At 65.2% G+C, this 19,049-nt stretch carries 22 protein-coding genes and 1 tRNA gene; 8 read left to right on the top strand and 15 right to left on the bottom strand.

Going from position 1 to position 19,049, the window contains the following annotated elements:
• Positions 1-252 precede the first annotated feature (252 nt).
• Together RMO81_RS05210 and RMO81_RS05205 are read right to left on the bottom strand one after the other, a co-directional pair.
• On the bottom strand, positions 253-1,026 hold the full coding sequence (locus tag RMO81_RS05210) for a molybdopterin-dependent oxidoreductase (RefSeq protein ID WP_310474699.1): 774 nt from the start codon (positions 1,024-1,026) through the stop codon (positions 253-255).
• Entirely contained in the window at positions 1,026-1,886 is an 861-nt protein-coding gene (locus RMO81_RS05205) for a cytochrome b/b6 domain-containing protein (protein WP_310474698.1), read from the bottom strand. Before RMO81_RS05205 ends, RMO81_RS05210 begins: the two co-directional genes overlap by 1 nt.
• A gap of 89 nt (positions 1,887-1,975) precedes the next feature.
• On the opposite strand from RMO81_RS05205, the gene RMO81_RS05200 reads away from it, so the two are divergent.
• Complete coding sequence (locus tag RMO81_RS05200; RefSeq protein ID WP_310474697.1) at positions 1,976-2,944, top strand: magnesium transporter CorA family protein; 969 nt, start codon at positions 1,976-1,978, stop codon at positions 2,942-2,944.
• Between the two features lie 3 nt (positions 2,945-2,947).
• On the opposite strand, the gene RMO81_RS05195 is transcribed toward RMO81_RS05200, so the two are convergent.
• A complete protein-coding gene (locus tag RMO81_RS05195) occupies positions 2,948-3,307 on the bottom strand; it encodes a hypothetical protein (RefSeq protein WP_310474696.1) in 360 nt (119 codons plus the stop codon).
• Positions 3,308-3,415: 108 nt separating this feature from the next.
• Here RMO81_RS05195 and RMO81_RS05190 point away from each other — a divergent pair, with 108 nt between their 5' ends.
• The 6 genes from RMO81_RS05190 (at position 3,416) to RMO81_RS05165 (ending at position 8,141) form a co-directional block, all read left to right on the top strand.
• Positions 3,416-4,453, top strand: a complete 1,038-nt coding sequence (locus RMO81_RS05190; protein ID WP_310474695.1) for a serine hydrolase — start codon at positions 3,416-3,418, stop codon at positions 4,451-4,453.
• Complete coding sequence (locus RMO81_RS05185) at positions 4,450-4,938, top strand: UPF0262 family protein (RefSeq protein ID WP_310474694.1); 489 nt, start codon at positions 4,450-4,452, stop codon at positions 4,936-4,938. Before RMO81_RS05190 ends, RMO81_RS05185 begins: the two co-directional genes overlap by 4 nt.
• Entirely contained in the window at positions 4,938-5,492 is a 555-nt protein-coding gene (gene dcd, locus RMO81_RS05180) for a dCTP deaminase (RefSeq protein WP_310474693.1), read from the top strand. The genes RMO81_RS05185 and dcd overlap by 1 nt, the downstream gene beginning before the upstream one ends.
• A gap of 71 nt (positions 5,493-5,563) precedes the next feature.
• Positions 5,564-6,457: an EamA family transporter RarD gene (gene rarD / locus RMO81_RS05175; RefSeq protein ID WP_310474692.1), complete on the top strand. Its 894-nt coding sequence runs from the start codon at positions 5,564-5,566 to the stop codon at positions 6,455-6,457.
• Positions 6,458-6,466: 9 nt separating this feature from the next.
• On the top strand, positions 6,467-7,750 hold the full coding sequence (murA, locus tag RMO81_RS05170) for a UDP-N-acetylglucosamine 1-carboxyvinyltransferase (protein ID WP_310474691.1): 1,284 nt from the start codon (positions 6,467-6,469) through the stop codon (positions 7,748-7,750).
• The gene (locus tag RMO81_RS05165) at positions 7,743-8,141 is read left to right on the top strand and encodes a DUF2948 family protein (protein ID WP_310474690.1); all 399 of its coding nucleotides are present in this window, start codon (positions 7,743-7,745) and stop codon (positions 8,139-8,141) included. Before murA ends, RMO81_RS05165 begins: the two co-directional genes overlap by 8 nt.
• Here RMO81_RS05165 and RMO81_RS05160 read toward each other — a convergent pair.
• The 8 genes from RMO81_RS05160 to RMO81_RS05125 all read right to left on the bottom strand — a co-directional run bounded on the left by RMO81_RS05160 (position 8,138) and on the right by RMO81_RS05125 (position 15,368).
• Positions 8,138-8,632, bottom strand: coding sequence for a biotin transporter BioY (locus tag RMO81_RS05160; RefSeq protein WP_310474689.1), 495 nt, complete (start codon positions 8,630-8,632; stop codon positions 8,138-8,140). The genes RMO81_RS05165 and RMO81_RS05160 overlap by 4 nt on opposite strands.
• Complete coding sequence (ccmE, locus tag RMO81_RS05155; RefSeq protein WP_310474688.1) at positions 8,632-9,066, bottom strand: cytochrome c maturation protein CcmE; 435 nt, start codon at positions 9,064-9,066, stop codon at positions 8,632-8,634. The genes RMO81_RS05160 and ccmE overlap by 1 nt, the downstream gene beginning before the upstream one ends.
• On the bottom strand, positions 9,063-9,215 hold the full coding sequence (ccmD, locus tag RMO81_RS05150; protein WP_310474687.1) for a heme exporter protein CcmD: 153 nt from the start codon (positions 9,213-9,215) through the stop codon (positions 9,063-9,065). The genes ccmE and ccmD overlap by 4 nt, the downstream gene beginning before the upstream one ends.
• A complete protein-coding gene (gene ccmC, locus RMO81_RS05145; protein ID WP_310474686.1) occupies positions 9,215-9,943 on the bottom strand; it encodes a heme ABC transporter permease CcmC in 729 nt (242 codons plus the stop codon). Before ccmC ends, ccmD begins: the two co-directional genes overlap by 1 nt.
• A 69-nt stretch (positions 9,944-10,012) precedes the next feature.
• Complete coding sequence (locus RMO81_RS05140; protein ID WP_310474685.1) at positions 10,013-11,446, bottom strand: serine hydrolase domain-containing protein; 1,434 nt, start codon at positions 11,444-11,446, stop codon at positions 10,013-10,015.
• A 66-nt stretch (positions 11,447-11,512) separates the two neighbouring features.
• Positions 11,513-14,305 carry a valine--tRNA ligase gene (locus tag RMO81_RS05135; protein ID WP_310474684.1) on the bottom strand — a complete coding sequence of 931 codons (2,793 nt, stop codon included), beginning with the start codon at positions 14,303-14,305 and terminating at the stop codon, positions 11,513-11,515.
• A 54-nt stretch (positions 14,306-14,359) separates the two neighbouring features.
• Positions 14,360-14,656, bottom strand: a complete 297-nt coding sequence (locus tag RMO81_RS05130) for a DUF2497 domain-containing protein (RefSeq protein WP_310474682.1) — start codon at positions 14,654-14,656, stop codon at positions 14,360-14,362.
• A 70-nt stretch (positions 14,657-14,726) separates the two neighbouring features.
• Positions 14,727-15,368, bottom strand: coding sequence for a protein-L-isoaspartate O-methyltransferase (locus tag RMO81_RS05125; protein WP_310474681.1), 642 nt, complete (start codon positions 15,366-15,368; stop codon positions 14,727-14,729).
• A gap of 131 nt (positions 15,369-15,499) precedes the next feature.
• On the opposite strand from RMO81_RS05125, the gene RMO81_RS05120 reads away from it, so the two are divergent.
• Positions 15,500-15,573, top strand: a tRNA-Cys gene (locus RMO81_RS05120).
• 123 nt (positions 15,574-15,696) lie between these two features.
• Here the strand turns inward: RMO81_RS05120 and RMO81_RS05115 are convergent.
• From RMO81_RS05115 to RMO81_RS05100, 4 genes are all read right to left on the bottom strand, one after another.
• Positions 15,697-16,764, bottom strand: coding sequence for an aldose epimerase family protein (locus RMO81_RS05115; RefSeq protein WP_310474680.1), 1,068 nt, complete (start codon positions 16,762-16,764; stop codon positions 15,697-15,699).
• 3 nt (positions 16,765-16,767) lie between these two features.
• Positions 16,768-17,742: a HupE/UreJ family protein gene (locus tag RMO81_RS05110; protein ID WP_310474679.1), complete on the bottom strand. Its 975-nt coding sequence runs from the start codon at positions 17,740-17,742 to the stop codon at positions 16,768-16,770.
• Positions 17,739-18,566, bottom strand: coding sequence for a peptidylprolyl isomerase (locus RMO81_RS05105; protein ID WP_310474678.1), 828 nt, complete (start codon positions 18,564-18,566; stop codon positions 17,739-17,741). The genes RMO81_RS05110 and RMO81_RS05105 overlap by 4 nt, the downstream gene beginning before the upstream one ends.
• Positions 18,567-18,569: 3 nt before the next feature.
• Positions 18,570-19,049, bottom strand: a 480-nt coding sequence (locus tag RMO81_RS05100) for a DUF3604 domain-containing protein (protein ID WP_310474677.1), incomplete at its 5' end; no start/stop codon positions are given.

Here is a 19,049-nt window from a genome sequence, read left to right as displayed (position 1 = left end):
GCCAAACCTCCAATTGCCCCGTCGCCCCGCACTTGATTCGGGGCTTGGGTTTTTGGCGCGGTGGAAGGCAGCCAAGCCCCGCATCAAGTGCGGGACGACGGGGGAGGGTAGGGACGACGATTTTCTCGCATTTCCATGTTCAAAACAGACTGGTCGCTGACCGCTCCAAATCTGCCAACAAGCGCCACCCGATAACAAACGGGTGCAGGGTCTGCGACCCTGCCCGCCGGAGGCCCTTTCTTCTCTGAATCTTCACGTCCCGGCGTACCACTCATAGCCGCGGTCCGGCCAGTAACCGCCCTTGCCGCCGCCGAACGGGGCCAGGCTGTCGGCCACCACGATCTGCATCAGATATTTGGCTTGTTTGTAGCCTAGCTGGCGTTCGACGCGCAGGCGCACCGGCGCACCGTTGCCGGTGGAGAGCGGCTGGTTGTTGAGGCTGTGGGCCAGGATGGTCTGGGGGTGGAAGGCGTCGACGAGGTCGATGCTTTCATAATAGCGGCTCGATGATTGCAGACCGCCCTTGCTGGCTTCGCCGCCGTAATCATCGGCGCACAGGAAGACGATGTAGCGGGCGCCGTCGCGCAGGCCGGCGGCTTTCAGCAGGTGGGAAAGTTGCGGCCCGGTCCAGCCGCCGATGGCGCTCCAGCCTTCCACGCAATCGTGGCGGGTGATCTGGCTGCGTTGCGGCAGCGCGCGCAGCTGCGGCAGGGTCAGGGACAGTTCGCGTTGGACGAGCCCGGAGACCTTCAGCCGCCAATCGGTGAAGCCGCCGGCGGAAAGCTGTTTCCATTCCGGGTTGGTGGGTTCGTGGGTGCCATTGACCTTGAACACCGGCGAAATGTCGGACGCGGCGAATTCGCGGGCCAGGCCGTCGCGGCCCGCCAGACGCTGCCAGCGATAAGTGGCTTGCTCGCCGGATTCAACGATGGCTTTGGCGGTGGGATTGCGGGTGAGCGCGTCGCAGCCGGTGAGCAGCAGGCTGGCGGGGGCGGCGGTGAGCAGGTGGCGGCGGTGAAGCTGGATCATTTTGCGCCTCCGATGGTCATGCGGCCGGTGATCATGGCGCCGATCTGGCGGATCGGGCCGGAGAGGACGACGAGCACGAGGTGGAGAACGAGGAAGCCGGCGATCCCGCTCATGGCGAGGAAATGCGCCGAGCGGGCGGATTGGCGGCCGCCCCAGAGTTGATCGAGCCAGGGCCAGGTTGCGTCCATACCGGGCGACATGGCGAGGCCGGTGAGGATGACGATGGGGATCAGCACCAGAGCGACGCCGGCATACGCGAGGCGCTGCAGCACTTCGTAACTGAGCGCGGCTTCGCCCTTGGGGAAGTTGAGTTTCGCGTGCTCGACGATGTCGTGCCACAGATGGGCGGGCCGCAATTGGGTGGGGTTGGGCAGGATTTCGCGCCACAGCCGGCCGGAGAATGCGCCGTAGAGCAGCCACGCCAAGCCATTGAGGATCAGCACCCACGCGGCAAAGAAATGCCAGGTGCGGGCCGTGGCAAGGTCGCGCATGCCGGGCAGCGTCGCCCAGTGCGGGAAGGCGACGAAATTGGTGCCGCCGGTCGGCGTTTTCGACACGCCGATCAGGCCGGTGGTTTCAAAGCGAGTGCCAGCGATATCGATCCAGCCCGTGGGGTTGTTCCACGGCGGCGAGGCGCCGGTTTCGAGCCAGACGCGCTCGCGCTGGTCCACCGAGCCGGCATTGCCCCAATACAGCCGTGGGTGGGCGCCGAAGATGTTGAGCCCGGTCATCAGCAGGATGATGATGGCCAGCGCGTTGGTCCAGTGGGTGACGCGCACCAGCCAGTGGTGGCGCAGCACGCGGCGAGGTGGCGGCGCGGCGACCGGTGAATCAACAGGGGCGGGGGCTTCTGACATATGTTCCAGTTAGTTCGCGTGAGATCGCCGGCAGGTTACACACGCGGTAGGGGTGGTAATCATTTAAAATATCGCCATGGTGGCCAGCGATGCTGCGCATATTCTCCGCAAACCACCAGTGCGTTGTTGACGCCAATGAAGCTCTGCCCGGTGATGCCGTGTGGATCGATCTGCTCAACCCCACGCCGGCCGAAGAAAAGCTGGTCGAGCAGAGCCTGGGATTCGAGGTGCCCACCGCCGACGACATGGCCGAGATCGAGACGTCGAGCCGGCTGTATATCGACAATGAAGCGATCGTGATGACAGCCACATTGGCCACCGGCATCATGGCGGAGGCGGCAGAAACGGTGCCGGCCAGCTTTGTGCTGGGGCGGCACCATCTGGTCACCGTGCGTTATGCCGAAATCCGCAGCTTTGATCGCCATGCTGCCCATCTGGACCGCCAACCGGGCCAATGTGCCACGCCTGGTGCCGCGCTGATGGGGCTGATCGATGCGATCGTGGACCGGCTGGCCGATGGGCTGGAACATGTTGGCCGCGAAGTGGACCAGATCAGCCGCGCGGCCTTCCGCCGCGTCGGCACGGGCAATCGGCAGCAGCGCCGATCGAATCTGGCGCTGCAGGCGCTGCTGTCGCGGCTGGGTGCGGCGCAGGACGGGCTGAGCAAGGCGCGCGAATCGGTGGTGTCGCTCACGCGGGCGCTGTCGTTCTTGGCATTTGCCGCGCCGAAAGACGCTGGCCTTGCGGCACAGATCAAGACGCAGCTGCGCGATCTGTCCAGCCTGGGCGATCAGGCGACCTTTGTGAGCAGCAATCTCACCTTTCTGCTCGATGCCACGCTGGGCCTGATTTCCATTGAGCAGACGGCGGTGCAGAAGATCTTCTCGGTCGCCAGCCTGGTGTTTCTGCCGCCCACGCTGGTCGCCGGTGTGTACGGCATGAATTTTGATCACATGCCGGAACTGGAATGGGTGCTGGGCTATCCGATGGCGATGGGTATCATGTTGGCGGCGGCGGTGCTGCCCTATGCCATCTTCCGCTGGCGGGGCTGGTTATAAAGCTCAGGGTGCATCCAGCGTGCAGCCATATTCCGGATCGAAGCGTGCGGTGCGTTTGGCGAGCAGCGGCACGCGGGCGGTGATGGTGCGAGCCTCGGTATCGTCCACCACCTCCACGATTTCGGTGCCGGGCTCGCGATCGGTGTTGCAGCTGGCCATGTCACGCCCGCCGACATAGCGGCACGAACAGGTGACATGGGCGATATAGCCGGTGGCCAGGCCCGCCTGCCGGCCAGTGGTGGAATAGCGCAGGCCCAACCAGCTGCCGGCGGCAAGGCACAGCAGCAGCAGCGGCGCCCAGATCAGCCAGCGACGCGCGCGGGATGGTGGCGGTGTTGGGGCAGATGTGTCACTTGCCAGCATGGGGGCAGGGCCTTTAGCGTGAGAATGATGACAAGGTGCTCAAAACTTGGCGCAGCCGCAAGCCTGTTGCTCGCCGTCAGCGCGGCAGCGCAGCCGGTTGTGCCGCCGATGCGTGCGCCGCCAGCGATTCCGGCAGCGATTCCGGCTTCTGTCCCGACATCGGCGCTGCCGGCGGCCGACGCGTTTTTCACCACGCCGGCGCTGGGCGAAACCCGCGCCCTGATCGTGTTGAAGGATGGCAAGCCGATCTTTGAACGTTATGCCCCCGGCTATGGCCCCGGCACGCGGCTGATCAGTTGGTCGATGGCGAAATCCATCACCGCGACGCTGATTGGTTTCCTCGTCGCCGATGGCAAGCTGGAACTGGACACGCCGGCACCGGTGACGGAATGGCAGGGCGATGCGCGGGCGAAGATCACGCTGCGCCAGTTGCTGCACATGGCATCGGGCGTGAAGCATCTGGAAGCTGGGCCGGAGCCCGAAAGGGCCGACACCTACCGGGCGTTGTTCGCCGATACCTCGGCCGATATCTACAAGGCGGCGGTGGCCGAGCCTGCCGGAGTGCCGCCGGGCACACGCTTTGAATATAACACGCTGACCACGCACATATTGGCGCGGATCGTTGCCGATGCGATTGCGCCCGGCGCCAAGCCGACGGAACGCAAACGGGCGGTGCGGGCCTTCATCAATGATCGGCTGGCCAGGCCGGCGGGCATGGCATCGTTGCTGTGCGAATTTGATCCGGCTGGCAATCTTTATGGCGGCTCGCTGTGCCATGCCACGGCGCGTGATTGGGCGGCGTTTGGGCAGCTTTATCTGGATGGCGGCGTGGTGGCCGGGGTTCAGGTGGTGCGGCCGGATTGGGTGCGTTTCGTGCGCACGCCGTCGCCCACCAATGCCGGTTATGGCGGCCAGTTCTGGCTGAATGTGAAGCCGTTTGACGGCAAGGACGAAGCATTGTTCTGGCGCGCCGGGCCAGCCGATGCCTATGCCGCCAACGGCCATCTTGGCCAATATGTGATCGTCGTGCCTTCACGGCGCCTGGTGGTGGTGCGGTTGGGCAAGACGCAGGACGAGGTGCTGCAGCCGGTGCGCGATGGGCTGGCCACGCTGGTGAACGGCTTTCCAGCAGTGGTGGCGAAATGACCACCAACTATCGCCTGATCGACATCAAGCTGGATGAACGCACCATCTTGTGGCGCAACGCCGATATCGAGCAGGAGCGCCGCGTTGCCATTTTCGATCTGCTGGAAGGCAATGAGTTCAAGCCCATCGCCGCTGCCGACGCGGGCCAGCACGGGCCGTACAAATTGCTGCTGGGCGTGGAAGATGGCCGCCTTGATGTGACGGTGAGCGACACGGATGACCGGCAGATCGATGCCTTCCAGGTGGCGCTGAGCCCGTTCCGGCGCACCATCCGCGAATATTTCGCCATCTGCGACAGTTATTTCCAGGCCATCCGCAACGCCAGCCCCGGCCAGATCGAAACCATCGACATGGCGCGGCGCGGCATCCACAACGACGCCGCCGAACTGCTGAAGGAACGGCTGGAACCGCGCGCCATCGTCGATTTCGACACGGCGCGGCGGTTGTTCACCCTGATCTGCGTCCTCCACATCAAAGGCCACTGATGTCCGTTCTTTCCGACCGCTGGATTCGCGAAACCGCCCTGTCGCAAGGCATGATCGAACCGTTTGTGGAGCGGCAGACGCGCGGCGGCTGCATTAGCTATGGCTTGTCGAGTTATGGCTATGACGCGCGGGTGGCCGACGAGTTCAAGATTTTCACCAATGTCGATAGCGCCATCGTTGATCCCAAGGATTTCAACCCCAACAGCTTCGTCGATCGCAAGACCGATGTCTGCGTCATCCCGCCCAACAGTTTCGCGCTGGCCCGCACGGTCGAATATTTCCGCGTGCCCCGTGATGTGCTGGTGATCTGCCTGGGCAAATCCACCTATGCCCGCTGCGGCATCATCGTGAACGTGACGCCGCTGGAGCCGGGCTGGGAAGGCCATGTCACGCTGGAATTTTCCAACACCACGCCGCTGCCTGCCCGCATCTATGCCAACGAAGGCGCCTGCCAGTTCCTGTTCCTGAAGGGCAATGAACCCTGCGAGGTGAGCTATGCCGATCGTGCCGGCAAATATATGGGCCAGCGCGGCGTGACCCTGCCCAAGCTGTAGGGCAGCCCTGTTGATGGCGGGGCTGGCGCCGCCGGGCAATGCCGGCTACCCCCGCGCCAGTGACCAGCGCAGTGACCAGATCCGCTCCTTCCGAAGCCCGCATCGGCTTTTTCGCCGGCATGGGCGCCTATCTGATCTGGGGCGTGCTGCCGTTTTATCTGCGGTTGCTGCAAGGCGTGCCGGCGGCCGATGTGCTGGCCCACCGCATCTTGTGGTCGGTGTTGGTGGTGGTGGTGCTGATCTTTGCGCTGAAAGGCTGGGAACGGGTGCGCGCCGCGGTGCGCCAGCCGCGCCTGCTGCTGTTGCTGCTGGCGTCGGCCGTGTGCATTGCCATCAACTGGCTGGTCTATACCTGGGCGATCCTGGCTGGCCACGCCATCGACACCTCGCTGGGCTATTTCATCAACCCCTTGGTTTCGGTGCTGTTTGGCGTCGTGCTGCTGGGTGAGCGCCTGTCGAAACCGCAGTGGATTGCGGTCGCCTTGGCCGCGCTGGGGGTCGCCGTGCTCACCATCGAACGCGGCGCGCTGCCGCTGATCAGCCTGGCGCTGGCGCTGTCGTTCGGCACCTATGGCCTGATCCGCAAGCAGGCGGCGGTGGATGCCGCCACCGGGCTGTTCCTGGAAACGATGATGCTGGCGCCGGTGGCGGCGCTGTGGATTGCCGCCACGCCGCAGGGTTTCGCTGGTTGGCCGGTTCCGACCATGGGCATCCTGGCGCTGGGCGGTATCGCCACGGCGGTGCCACTGCTGCTGTTTGGCGTGGCCGCACGGCGGTTGCCGCTCTCCACGCTGGGGCTGATGCAATATGTGGCGCCCACCATGGTGCTGCTGGAGGCGGTGCTGTTGTTTGGCGAAGTGCTGGACCCAGCGCAGATGACCGCCTTTGCCTTCATCTGGGCTGGTCTGGCGGTCTATACGCTTTCGCTGCGCCGGCCAGTGGCGCAAGCCGAACAACCGCGCTAGACACAGGTCATGGACAAGATCGTCATCCGCGGGGGCCGTCCGCTCAAGGGCCGTATCCAGATTTCCGGCGCGAAGAATGCGGCGCTCACGCTGATGCCGTGCGCGCTGCTCACCGATGAGCCGCTGACGCTGCGGAACCTGCCGCGCCTCGCTGATATCGATACGTTCGGGCACCTGCTCAACAATCACGGCCTGTCGACGACCATCGAAGGCACCAGCCCCGATGAATTCGGCCGCGTGATGACGGTGCGGGCCAACCGCATCACCTCCACGCTGGCGCCGTACGACATCGTGCGCAAGATGCGCGCGTCGATCCTCGTGCTCGGGCCGCTGCTCGCCCGCGCCGGTGAGGCGACCGTGTCGTTGCCCGGCGGCTGCGCCATCGGCAATCGCCCCATCGATCTGCATCTGAAGGCGCTGGAGCATCTGGGCGCCCATATCGAATTGGCGGCTGGTTATGTGAAGGCGACCGCGCCCAAGGGCGGGCTGCCTGGCGGCAAATATGTGTTTCCCATCGTATCGGTGGGCGCGACCGAAAATGCCGTGATGACCGCCGTGCTGTGCAAGGGCGTCTCCATCCTGGAAAATGTCGCGCGGGAGCCGGAGATTGTCGATCTGTGCAACTGCCTGGTCGCCATGGGCGCCAAGATTGCGGGCATTGGCACCGAAAAACTCACCATCACCGGGGTGAAGGAACTGCACGGCGCCACTTACGCCGTGATGCCTGATCGCATCGAGGCTGGCTCCTATGCCTGCGCCGCCGCCATCGCCGGGGGCGAAGTTGAACTGGTTGGCGCGTCGGCCGATGATCTGGGCGTCACGCTGGACATGCTGCACGAAGCCGGTGTGGAAACCGAAGAAACGCCCGATGGCATCATCGTGCGCCGCCATGGCGAGATGAAGGGCATCAATGTTTCAACATCGCCCTATCCGGGTTTTGCCACCGACATGCAGGCGCAGTTCATGGCGATGCTGACCGTGGCCAACGGCGCGTCGCTGCTGACCGAAACCATCTTTGAAAACCGTTTCATGCACGTGCCGGAACTGGCCCGCATGGGGGCCGATATCACCGTGCGCGGCCGCAGTGCCATCGTGCGCGGCGTGTCGAAACTGAACGGCGCCGAAGTGATGGCCACCGATCTGCGCGCCTCGATGAGCCTGGTGCTGGCCGGGCTGGCAGCCGAAGGCGAAACCACCGTGAGCCGCGTCTATCACCTCGATCGCGGTTATGAGCGGCTGGAAGAGAAATTGCAGGCCGTGGGCGCGGATATCGAGCGCGTCGGCGATGGCTGATCGTCTCGCCCTGCTGGGCCAGGAGCCCGGCGATATCGAGACCTTCTCGGCGCTGCTGCAGGATGCCACGCTGCGGCTGGCCGATGTTGGCTATGATCGCAAGTCGCGGCGGCTGGCGCTGCTGGTCAACCGCTATCGCCGCGAAGCCGAAGCGCCGTCCCGCATTCGCTGTGCGCTGCGGGTGGAGACGGTGGACGCTGTGCAGCGTGCCGGCTGGCCAGCGGACCCGCAGGCCGTCACCGCGATCCTGTCAATGCGCCAAGACGGCGACTGGCTGGTGATCACCTGCGCCGGCGACATCGCCATCCGGGCGCGGGTTGAGGTGATCGATCTGGTGCTGGAAGAGATGGGCGAGGCGTGGGCGACGATGCGGGTGCCGAAGCACGATTAAGCGGCGCGCCGCCCCACCAGCCACAAAACCAAAGTCGCCACCGCCGCCTTCACGCCCGCCCCCGGCAGCAGCACCGCCAGCGTTGCCACATCGCCGCCGCGCAGGGCGATGAACGCGCCGCCCAGCGCCAGCAGCAGGGCATGGCAGCCCAGCACCAGCAACAGCGTCTGCCGCCAGTTCCAGCTCGGCTGCCAGCGCATCGCCAGCCGTGCGGCCAGCGGCAAGGCCACGATGAAGCCGGCGCTGTAACCGCCCATGGCCAGCAGGCCGCCCCTCATGCCCGCCAGCACCGGCAGGCCCAGCGCGGCGAGTGACAGCCAGCCCAGCACACCGAGCACACCGGCCCCGCCCGCCAGCGCGCCGGCCAGGCAGACGATCAGCGATTGCAGGGTGATCGGCACCGGACCCAGTTCCAGCGACAGCGGCGCGGCAAGGCACAGGGCAGCGGCGGTGATCAGGCCGCCCCACAGCGGCGATAGCAGCCGCTTCATCAGTTGCCGGCGGAAACGGCGCCGGTCTTCTTCATGGCGCCGGCCACTTCGGGCGGCATGTAATTCTCGTCATGCTTGGCCAGGATGGTTTCAGCGGTGAACTGGCCCGTGGCCGGATCGATGCGGCCTTCGGCAATCACGCCCTGGCCTTCGCGGAAAAGATCGGGGAGGATGCCGACGTAGGTGACGGGCACGGTCTTTGCCATGTCGGTCACCACGAACCGCACGGTTTCACCGTCCCGCACGATCGAGCCTTTTTCGACCATGCCGCCCAGGCGGATATTGGCGGTGGGCGCGGGCCCCTTCGCAAGATCGGACGGGGCATAGAAATAGGTCGCCTTTTCGCCCAGCGTGGAGAACGCCAGCACGCCAGCGCCGCCCAGCGCGGTGAGCGCGCCGACCACCAGCCACAGGCGTTGATGCTTGGCTTTCATTTGCGCTTCGACTCCTCGGCCTTTTTCTCGGCGCTACGCATCGAAATGTAGGCCCACGCCAGCAGGCCAACAAGCCCGACCAGCGTAATGGCATAGGCCGGCCAGATGAAATTGACCCACAGATCAGGGCGGGCGACAGTGCCATCCATTACGCCAGAGCCTCCGCCATACGCCGGCTGCGGGCGTCCACGCGCTGCTGCGCCAGCATCGCCCGCATCCGCATCAAGACGATGGCCCCAAACAGAAAGCTGAAGCCCGCCACCGACAGCAGCAATGGCGTCAGCAGCGCCGGCGCGATCTTGGACGAGGCGTTGACCACCGAAATGCTGCTGCCCTGGTGCAGCGTGTTCCACCATTCCACCGAATATTTGATGATCGGCAGGTTGATGACGCCGACCAGCGCCAGAATGGACGACGCGCGGGCCTCACCGCCCTTTTCCGCTTCGCTGGCCGAAAGCGCCAGATAGCCGAGATAGAGGAACAGCAGCACCAGCATCGAGGTGAGCCGTGCATCCCATACCCAATAAGTGCCCCACGTCGGCTTGCCCCACAGCGAGCCCGACACCAGGCAGATCGCAGTGAACGCCGCACCCGCCGGCGCAATGGCGCGCGCCGCAATGGCGGCCAGCGGATGCCGCCAGATCAGCGCGGTGGCCGATGCGATGGCGAGGCTCATGTAACCGCCCGCACCCAGCCACGCGGCGGGCACATGGACGTACATGATGCGCACGCTTTCGCCCTGCTGATAATCCGGCGGGCTGGCGAACAGGCCGATCCACAGGCCGGCTGCGGTGAGCGCCAGGCCAAGCAGCGCCACGATCGGCGTGGCGACACGGGCGATCTTCAGGAATCGCGTCGGGTTTGCAAAACGGTGCACGCGTGTCTTCTAGTCAGATGGCGGGCGTGGGGGAAGGGGGCGAAGCGTCGCCCGCCTCACCAGCCCCAATTACCAACCTTCAATGCGCGTATTCCAACCATCGCCCAGGATCATTCGCGTCACCTTGCCGTCCTTCTCTTCGAAACGCACCACCTCGCCAACTGGGCCACCGCCAGTGGGAGCCATCAGCGTGAAACGGCCTTCGCCCAGCGGTTCCAGAACCACCTTGGTTTCCGCTGCCGGGCCATTGGCCGACAGCAGCACCAATTGCTTGTTGAGTAGCACCACCTGGGTCACGCCGTCGTCATAGGGGCTGCGATAGCGGCCGGCAAAGCGCGCCCAAGCATCGTCCCACAGCGGTGTCGGCTTGGCCTTGGCCGCCTTGGCCACGGCGTCGCCCACGGTGGCCAGCAACTGGTTGGCGATATCGCCGGGGTTTGAATCATTGGTGTTGGTCAGCACGACAACGCCCACCTTGTCGTTCAACTGCACGCGGGTCATCGTGGTATTGCCGGGATAGCCGCCGCCGTGGCCCACGAACGTCCGGCCTTTCACGCGGGCATGATCAAAACCCAGGCCAGAGCCATTTTCCCATGTCTCGTCCACTGATCGCACGCGCAGCGCCTCGCGCCACGATCCGGCCGACAGCACGTTCGGCCCGCTGGTACGCAACTGGGCGGAGATGAATTTGGCGAGATCGGTGACGGTCGAGGTCATCCCCGTCGCCGCCGCCATCCCGCTTGCATCCATGAACGGCAGGATGCGGCGGGTGCCTTCCGGCGTGCGGCTGGCATAGGGCGTTGCCAGGCCGGGATCGGGATTGTCGATGCTGGTGGCCGTCATGCCCAGCGGCGTGGTGATGTTGGCCGTCACATAATCGGCCCAGCGCTTGCCGGTCACTTTTTCCACCACCAGGCCCGCCACGGCAAAGGCCAGATTGGAATATTTCCAGCGCGTCTGCGGCGGGAAGGTTGCCTGGCGTTCCGGCATCAGCTTGATCAGCTCGGCCTCGGTCGGGAAATCGAAGCTGGACCAGTGATCGCCGGCCTCGCGCTGCAGGCCCGACGAGTGGGACAGCAATTGTTCAATCGTGATCGGGCCATCGTCCGGGCCAGCGGGCTTCATGGTGAACCACGGCAGATGTTTCACCACCGGATCATCCAGCCGCAGCTTGCCGGCTTCGCGCAGCTGCAGGATGGCGATGGCGGCAAACAGTTTGGAGTTCGACGCGATGCGGAAGCGCGTGTCGGCGCTCATCGGCTTTTTCGAGGCGACATCGGCAAAGCCATAGCCCTTGGACCACACCAATTGCTGATCATGCACCACGCCCACCGCCACGCCGGGCAGGCCGCGATAGGCGATCTGGCCTTCCAACCAGGCGCTGAACAGGCGGGTGGCGGCGGCGACATCGGGGTTTTCGGCGAGCGTGGCGGTGGGCGGCGCGGCCTGGGCGAAAGCCGGTGTCGCCAGCAACAGTGCCAGTGCGATGGTGCGTGTCAGCATGATGTTCCCCCGAGAAGTTACGCTGAGCCTAGCAGGCCCGGCGCAATCACCAAGAGGGAAACGGAGTCAGCCCAACCGCGACAGCGCCGCCTGCAGCCGCTCGGCCTCTGCGCTGCGCGCCGCATGATCTTCGCGGGCCTTTTCCACCGCTTCCGGCTTGGCCTTTTCGGTGAAGCCGGGGTTGCCCAGCCGCCCGGCCAGCGCGTCGCGTTCCTTGGCGGCGGCGGCCAGCGCCTTGTCGAGCCGGGTCTTTTCGGCGGCCAGATCGATGACGTCGGCGACCGGGATCAGGAAGGTGGCCTCGGCGTGCACCACGGCCAGCCGGCCACCCTCACCCGCGTCGCCGGGCAGGATGCGGGCCAGTCGCTCGATCACGGCGGCATTGCTGGCGAGCCGCACCAGCGTATCAACCGATGCGCCGTCCACGGCGTAAGGCAGTTTCGCTGATGGCGGCACGTTCAACTCGGTGCGCGCCGAACGGACTTCGGAGATAAGGCCGATCAGCCAGTCGATATCGGCGCTCGCCGCGGCGTCTTCCGGCAGGGCATCGGTTTGCACCCATGACGCCAGGATCAGATCGTCGCGGACGGCCAGCTTGCTCCACAATTCCTCGGTGATGAACGGCATCACCGGGTGCAGCATGACGAGGATCTGATCGAGCGCCCAGCCGGCGACAGCGCGGGTTTCGGCGGCGACGGCGGCATCCGCGCCTTCGGCCAGCAACGGCTTGATCAGTTCCAGATACCAGTCGCAGAATCGGCTCCAAACCATCTTGTAGATGGCATCGGCATAGGCATCGAAACGGAAATCGGCGATCGCCTGTTCCAGCGCGCGGGCGGCCTGCTTTACTTCTCCGATGATCCAGCGGTTGACTGGTTGGCTGGCGGCGGGCGGCAGCGGTGACGTGCTGCCGCCGATGCCGTTGGATTGGGCAAAGCGCGCGGCGTTCCACAGTTTGGTGGCAAAGTTGCGATAGCCTTCGATACGGCTTTCATTCAGTTTGATGTCGCGCCCCTGCGTTTCCATCGCGGTCAGCGTGAAGCGCAGCGCATCGGCGCCGAACTTGTCGATCAGCACCAGCGGGTCAATGGTGTTGCCCTTGGATTTGCTCATCTTCTGGCCCTTGGCGTCGCGCACCAGGCCGTGGCAATAAACCGTGCGGAACGGCACATCGTCCATGAAATGCAGGCCCTGCATCATCATGCGGGCGACCCAGAAGAAGATGATGTCGAACCCGGTCACCAGCACATCGCCGGGGTAATGGCGGGCAAGATCGTTCGTCTGCTCCGGCCAGCCGAGCGTGCCAAACGGCCACAGTGCCGACGAGAACCAAGTATCGAGCACGTCGCGGTCGCGATACAGAATATACTTTGAGTCTCGCGAGCTCCACCCCCCTTCAGGCAATTCGTGCGCGACTTGCACTTCATCAATCGTGCATTCGTAACGCTGTGCAAATTGCCGTCTAGCTTCCTCTTCAGTTTCCGCGACTTCGCAGTGACCAATGTTGAAGGCAAACAACGGGCCCATTTTGCTGGAGTCTTCTTCACCGCCTGCAATGAGTTCAGCTGTTTCTTTTGACACGCCATACCACGCCGGAATCCGGTGCCCCCACCACAGCTGGCGGCTCACGCACCACGGCTGGATATTTTCCATCCAGTTGAAATAGGTCTTTTCCCAGGTCTTCGGCACGAACTGCGTGCGGCCGTCATGCACCGCGCTCAGCGCATCCTTGGCGAGTTCGGCGGCGTTCACATACCATTGGTCGGTCAGCCAAGGCTCGATCACCACGCCCGAACGGTCGCCATAGGGCATATGGATGGTCTTCTGTTCGATACGCTCGATCAGATCGAGGGCTTCGAGATCGGCCACGACTTTTTTCCGCGCATCTTCGCGGGTGAGGCCGACATAATTCGCGGGAACACCATTGGCGGCGCAGATGCAGGCTGCGGCATCAAGGATGTTGATCCAGCCGATAGCCTTGTTGCGCTCATAAACCTGCCAATCGTTGAAATCATGGGCCGGCGTGATCTTCACCGCGCCCGACCCCAGTTCCGGATCGGCGTGTTCATCGGCAATGATCGGAATGCGGCGGCCGGTGATCGGCAGCAGCACGTGCTTGCCGATGACCGAGGCATAGCGCGGATCATCGGCGCCCACGGCCACCGCCGTATCGCCCAGCATGGTTTCGGGGCGGGTTGTGGCCACCACGATATGATCGGCGCCGTTATCCAGCCGCGCGCCATCGGCCAGCGGATAACGGATATGGGTGAAGCTGCCGGCGATTTCGCGGGTTTCCACTTCCAGATCGGAAATGGCGGTCTTGAACTTGGGGTCCCAGTTCACCAGCCGCTTGTCGCGATAGAGCAATTTCTGGTTGTAGAGCTCCACGAACACCTTGAGCACGGCCTTGTTGAAGCCGTCGTCCATGGTGAAACGCTCGTTATCCCAATCGCACGAGGCACCCAGGCGGCGCAGCTGGCGGGTGATGGTGCCGCCGGATTCTTCCTTCCACGCCCAGACTTTTTCCACGAACGCTTCGCGGCCCATGGCGGTGCGGCCCGGCGCTTGTGATTCGGCCAACTGGCGTTCCACCACCATCTGCGTGGCGATGCCGGCATGATCGGTGCCCACCACCCAGCGCGCATCGCGGCCATTCAGGCGGTGCCAGCGGATCAGCATATCCTGCAGCGTGTTGTCGAGCGCGTGGCCGATGTGCAGGCTGCCCGTCACGTTCGGCGGCGGGATGACGATGGTGAACGGCTTTGCTTCCGGGCGCGACGGCCGGAAGGCGCCTTCACGTTCCCAGCGGGCGTAAATGCTCTGTTCGAAACTGGCGGGGTCGAAAATCTTGTCAATCATAGCCCACGGCGCATAGCCGCTGGGGGCCGGCTGTGAAAGCCCTACAGAAAAGCCTTACAGCTTGCCGGTCAGCCGCTTGATCTCGTCGCGGGCCAGTTTCTCGACGATTTCCGGCATGTTGGCATCCAGCCAGGCCTTGATCTGCGGCGCCAGCATCGATCGCATCAGCTCGTCCAGGGTCATGCCCGTGCTCGACGCCGGCATCGTCACATGGGCCAGCGATACCGGCAACGGCGGTGCCGTATTGGCCGGGGCCGGCGGCGGTTCCAGCACGGCTTCGCCGGTGGGATCCATCACGCGGGCACGGATGGAAGCCAGAATGACGTCAAGGGCGGGCGGCGGTTCGGTCATGCCAAACAGTTACGACATGATGAAGAAAAGCGCTACACCCCGTGTGGGGTTTTGCCGCCGAAATCGCGCATCAAAAGGCAAACGCATGCGCCTGCGCAAAGCCGGGCAGATCGGGCGCGGCCATTTCGATGAAGGGCAGACCAGCCGGCAGACCACCGGCGGTGAGTGGGCCCACATAGGCGCGGCCCACACCGGCCTGACGCAGCACGGCCGCGATCGCGCCCCCAGGGGCAAGCTGCGCGGCGATGGCCGGCGGCACGGCTGCAATGGCGCCTTCGAACAGGATCAGATCATAGGGCGCGCCTGCTGCCCAGCCTTCCGCAAGCGGGCCTGATTCGCTGGCAATGCCGGCAGCGTTGGCCATGGCAATCAGGGCCGCATCGCTTTCAAGCGCCGTCACCGCGGCGCCAAGGGCAGCAAGGATGGCCGCCGAATAGCCCGACGCGCTGCCCACCACCAGCACGCGCTGGCCCGGTTGCACGGCGGCGCGCTGCAGCAGCAATGCCAGCGTGAGCGGGGCAAGCAGGTGGCGGCTAGGCGCAAGCCGGTGAGCGGCATCGGCATGGGCCAGCCCGGCCAGGCCGGTGGGCAGGAAGGGCTCGCGCGGCGTGGTGGCAAAGGCGGCCAGTACGGCGGCATCGGTCACTCCAACTGTCTTCAATTGGGTGTCCACCATGGTCTGGCGCTGCGCGGCGGAGGCGATTGTTATCATGGGGTGGGCTTTTGCCCTGCGGCGCGCGCGCGCGCAATCGGGATATTGCAGCGCATCAACACCCGGCCCTGCCGCCAAGTTTGACGTTGCCCCCGCGCGGCGGCCTTGCTAGTGCAGCGCTCCACCGTCGAGGCCCGATGGCGGAGTGGTGACGTAACGGACTGCAAATCCGTGCACCCGGGTTCGATTCCCGGTCGGGCCTCCAGTGATTTCATACATGCCAATCGAACCCGGGTCATTTTGGTGGCCAGATCGCCAAGCCGATCAGGTTCGGTTCGATTCCCGGTCGGGCCTCCAGTGTTTCCCCCGATAAGCCGATCCTGCGGTCTCAACCCATCACATCGAACGCGTAAACGCTGCTGGAGTGTCTCGTCTCGCCCGGACGCAGCAGTGTGGACGGGAAGCCCGGCTGGTTCGGGCTGTCGGGAAAATGCTGGGTTTCCAGCGCGAGTCCGTCGCCTTGCCGCAGCAATGTGCCGCCGCCGGCAGCAATACTGCCATCGAGGAAATTGCCGCTGTAGACCTGGATGCCTGGCTCTGTCGTGCTGATCGTCAGGCGCCGGCCCGAGGCGGGATCGCACAGGATGGCCGCGAGCCGGCGTTGGTCGCCGCTGCCATCGATCACCAGATTATGATCCAGCCCGCGCGCCAGCCGGATCTGCGGATGGTCACTGCGCAGCGCCGGGCCAATGGGGCGGGCCAAGCGGAAATCCAGCGGCGTGCCGGCCACATCGGCAATGGCGCCGGTGGGGATCATGCGATCATCAAGCGGGGTATAACGACTGGCCAACAGTTGCAGCACATGGCCGTCAATGGTGCCGGCACCCGCGCCGGCCAGATTGAAATAGGGGTGGCTGCACATGTTGATATGCGTCGCCCGGCTGGTGCGGGCCTGCCAATCGAGGCGCAGGCAATCATGCGCATCCAGTGTCCAGGTGGCGACCATGTCGACTGCGCCGGGGAAGCCATTGTCGCCGTCCGGGCTGTGCAGCGACAGGATCACGCCGGCATGGTCGGGCGTTTCAAACTGCTCGGCCGTCCAGAGCCTTGTGCCCCAGCCGCCGCCGCGCCCGCCGTGGATGGTGATGCCGGTTTCGGGATCGCCTGTCAGCGCGTGGAACTGGCCATCGATGGTGAAACCGCTGCCCGAAATGCGCCCGGCATAGCGGCCAACCAGCGCGTTGAACGAACCGCCGCGATCCCAGCCAGCAAAATCGCCGCGCGTGAGCACGACATTGGCCAGCGTGCCGGCGCGGTCGGGCACGCGAATGGCGGCGAGTGCGCCGCCGCGGGTGAGGATGTCCACCTGCATGCGGCCATTGTCCAGCGTGATGCAGTCGACGGTTTCGCCGTGGGCGTTGGTGCCAAAGCGGCTGGTGTGGGCAGTGATGGTCACAGGTCAGGCCCAGACACGTTCGATGAACCAGAAGCTGGCGATGCTGCCGATGGCGTAGGCGCTGGCCGCGATGGCGGGGCGCAACGCGGCCGGTGAGAGGCGGCGCAGCAGGGCAATCACGGCTGCGGCAACAGCAATGATGGCCAGTTGTCCGGCCTCTACACCCAGATTGAAGGCCAGCAGCGCCACCGGCACATCGGTTTGCGGCAGGCCGATCTCGCGCAGGGCGCCGGCAAAGCCGAAGCCGTGCAGCAGGCCGAACAGGAACGCGACCAGCCAGGGCAGGCGCTCTGACAAGCGGGGTTGGCCGGCTTTCGCTTTCACGATTTCGACCGCGAGGAAGATGATGGAAAGCGCGATCACCGCCTCCACCGGGGCTTGGGGCAGGCCGAACAGGCCGAGCGTGGTGCCGGCGAGCGTGAGCGAATGGGCGATGGTGAAGGCCGTCGCCGCCGCCACGACGGGCCAGCCGCGTTGCAGCAGCAGCACCAGCGCGACGACGAACAACAGGTGATCGAAACCGCCGATAATATGTTCGACGCCGATGGTGAAATAGGTGCGCGCCACCTGCCAGCCATCGGGCATGGCAGCAACGATGGTGGTGGCCTGGCCGGGCAGCAACCGCGCGGTCTGCACGGGCCGGCCCAGCGGCGCGATACGCAGCAGCGTGTCGGTGAGGCCGGGTTCCAGCCCCGAAAGGCCGACGCTGGCGCCATCGAGGCTGTGGGTGCAATCCGCATGACCAGCCGCCACCAGCGCGCCGGCGGACAGGTTGGGCCGGTCCATGGTTATCCGGCAGAAGGGCGGCAGCAGCGGCGCGGCGCTGGCGGCCAGCCCGCCCAGCACCGGGGCCTTCCAGACGATCTTCCACTGGCGCTCGCTGAGCTGGGTCAATTCCAGATAGCCGGGGCGCAATTCATCGGCGAACGCCGGAACAGCGAGCAGCAAGAGGAGCAGCAGGCGCAGCAACTGCCTCATGTGGGCCGCTTGATCGTCACGTCATAGCCGTCCAGCAGCGCCTGCAGATGCGCGTCCTGCGCCTTGCGCACGGCGGCGCTGCGCCAGTCATTTTCCAACCGCTGGCGCACATCGGCGAGGCGCGGCGGCGGTGCGGGCAGGCGCTGATCGATTCGCACCAGATGCAGGCCGAAACCGGAGACGACGGGGCCGCTCCATGCGCCAACAGGCAGCGCGGCGAGGGCGGCAGCGAAATCATCGCCCAATTGCGCGGCTAGATCGGTCTGGCTGACCGTATCGAAGCGGGCGGGCAGCGGCAGTTCCGCCGCCGCGATGCTGGGCCGCGCGCCGGGTCTCAATCCTTGCAGGCTGGCCGCCGCTGTCGCGCGCACGGCCGGCGTGTCATCGCCCAGATAGATGTGATCCAGGCTGTAGCGCGGCGGCGCGGCATAACGGGCCGGACCATCGTCGAGCAGCGCTTGCAGTTCGGCATCGCTGGGCCGCGCGGCTTCGGCTTCGGCGCCGGCAATCGCCAGCATCTTGTTGCGCAGCCGTTTTTTCACCACCTCGTCGTCGGCATCAAGGCCCAGCCGCAGTGCCTCGCGGTAATAGACTTCGCCGCGCACGTGATCGCGGATCAGATCGTCTAGTTCCTGCGCGGTGGGTGGCCGGCGGAAGGCGCGGATATGGTGGTTGACCAGGGCGGCCACCACAGGTTCGTCCACCACGATGCGCCGTTCACCCACGTCGGGAGCGCGGCCCGACAGGGCGACGAACAGCAATGCGCCCGCAATGAGGAAATGCGCCAGCGGTTCCCGCAGCACGGCGGCTGCCCAGCCCTTCATGTCTCAGCGCGCGCCCGGCGTGTACCAGATCGGCGAGGTGTAGGCGCGCTCCTGCGATTTGACCCGCACTTCGGGCGTCAATTTCACCTTGAAGCGCACCGCATCATAGGCCGGCCAGCTTGGCGTGGGGATTTCCAGCACGCGCAGATAATAGAAACTGCTGCGCTTGGGGTCGAACGCCGGATCGGTCCACACCGTGGTGAGCGACGCCGCCCCGATGCTGTTCTTGTAGGTGGCGGTGGCGACATCGACCGTGTCGCCCACCGGGGGCAGCTTGCCGCCCACCGGCTTGCGGTCACCGCTCCACGCCACGTCGAACACCTGCTCGTGGGTCTTGCCCTGGCTGTCGATCCAGCCTTTCACCACCTGCACACGGTCGAGATTGGCGCCTTCCGGGTCTTTCAGGGCCGAGATCAACAGGCGCGGTGCGCCGCCTTTGCCCGGTTTCAATTCCCCACCCATCGGCACGCCGCGCGCATAGCC

This window comes from Sandarakinorhabdus sp. (assembly GCF_031422795.1).
Lineage (GTDB): Bacteria > Pseudomonadota > Alphaproteobacteria > Sphingomonadales > Sphingomonadaceae > Sandarakinorhabdus.
This window is presented reverse-complemented; position numbering and strand designations above follow the sequence as displayed.

Bases quoted from the DNA above. Each gene is read 5' to 3' on its own strand.
- RMO81_RS05160 (WP_310474689.1), bottom strand. From the start codon at position 8,632: ATGAAGCGGCTGCTATCGCCGCTGTGGGGCGGCCTGATCACCGCCGCT.
- RMO81_RS05110 (WP_310474679.1), bottom strand. From the start codon at position 17,742: ATGAGGCAGTTGCTGCGCCTGCTGCTCCTCTTGCTGCTCGCTGTTCCG.
- RMO81_RS05190 (WP_310474695.1), top strand. From the start codon at position 3,416: ATGCGTGCGCCGCCAGCGATTCCGGCAGCGATTCCGGCTTCTGTCCCG.
- RMO81_RS05140 (WP_310474685.1), bottom strand. From the start codon at position 11,446: ATGCTGACACGCACCATCGCACTGGCACTGTTGCTGGCGACACCGGCT.
- dcd (WP_310474693.1), top strand. From the start codon at position 4,938: ATGTCCGTTCTTTCCGACCGCTGGATTCGCGAAACCGCCCTGTCGCAA.
- ccmD (WP_310474687.1), bottom strand. From the start codon at position 9,215: ATGGATGGCACTGTCGCCCGCCCTGATCTGTGGGTCAATTTCATCTGG.
- RMO81_RS05130 (WP_310474682.1), bottom strand. From the start codon at position 14,656: ATGACCGAACCGCCGCCCGCCCTTGACGTCATTCTGGCTTCCATCCGT.
- RMO81_RS05135 (WP_310474684.1), bottom strand. From the start codon at position 14,305: ATGATTGACAAGATTTTCGACCCCGCCAGTTTCGAACAGAGCATTTAC.
- ccmE (WP_310474688.1), bottom strand. From the start codon at position 9,066: ATGAAAGCCAAGCATCAACGCCTGTGGCTGGTGGTCGGCGCGCTCACC.
- RMO81_RS05205 (WP_310474698.1), bottom strand. From the start codon at position 1,886: ATGTCAGAAGCCCCCGCCCCTGTTGATTCACCGGTCGCCGCGCCGCCA.
- RMO81_RS05185 (WP_310474694.1), top strand. From the start codon at position 4,450: ATGACCACCAACTATCGCCTGATCGACATCAAGCTGGATGAACGCACC.
- murA (WP_310474691.1), top strand. From the start codon at position 6,467: ATGGACAAGATCGTCATCCGCGGGGGCCGTCCGCTCAAGGGCCGTATC.
- RMO81_RS05200 (WP_310474697.1), top strand. From the start codon at position 1,976: ATGCTGCGCATATTCTCCGCAAACCACCAGTGCGTTGTTGACGCCAAT.
- RMO81_RS05105 (WP_310474678.1), bottom strand. From the start codon at position 18,566: ATGAAGGGCTGGGCAGCCGCCGTGCTGCGGGAACCGCTGGCGCATTTC.
- RMO81_RS05125 (WP_310474681.1), bottom strand. From the start codon at position 15,368: ATGATAACAATCGCCTCCGCCGCGCAGCGCCAGACCATGGTGGACACC.
- RMO81_RS05195 (WP_310474696.1), bottom strand. From the start codon at position 3,307: ATGCTGGCAAGTGACACATCTGCCCCAACACCGCCACCATCCCGCGCG.
- RMO81_RS05165 (WP_310474690.1), top strand. From the start codon at position 7,743: ATGGCTGATCGTCTCGCCCTGCTGGGCCAGGAGCCCGGCGATATCGAG.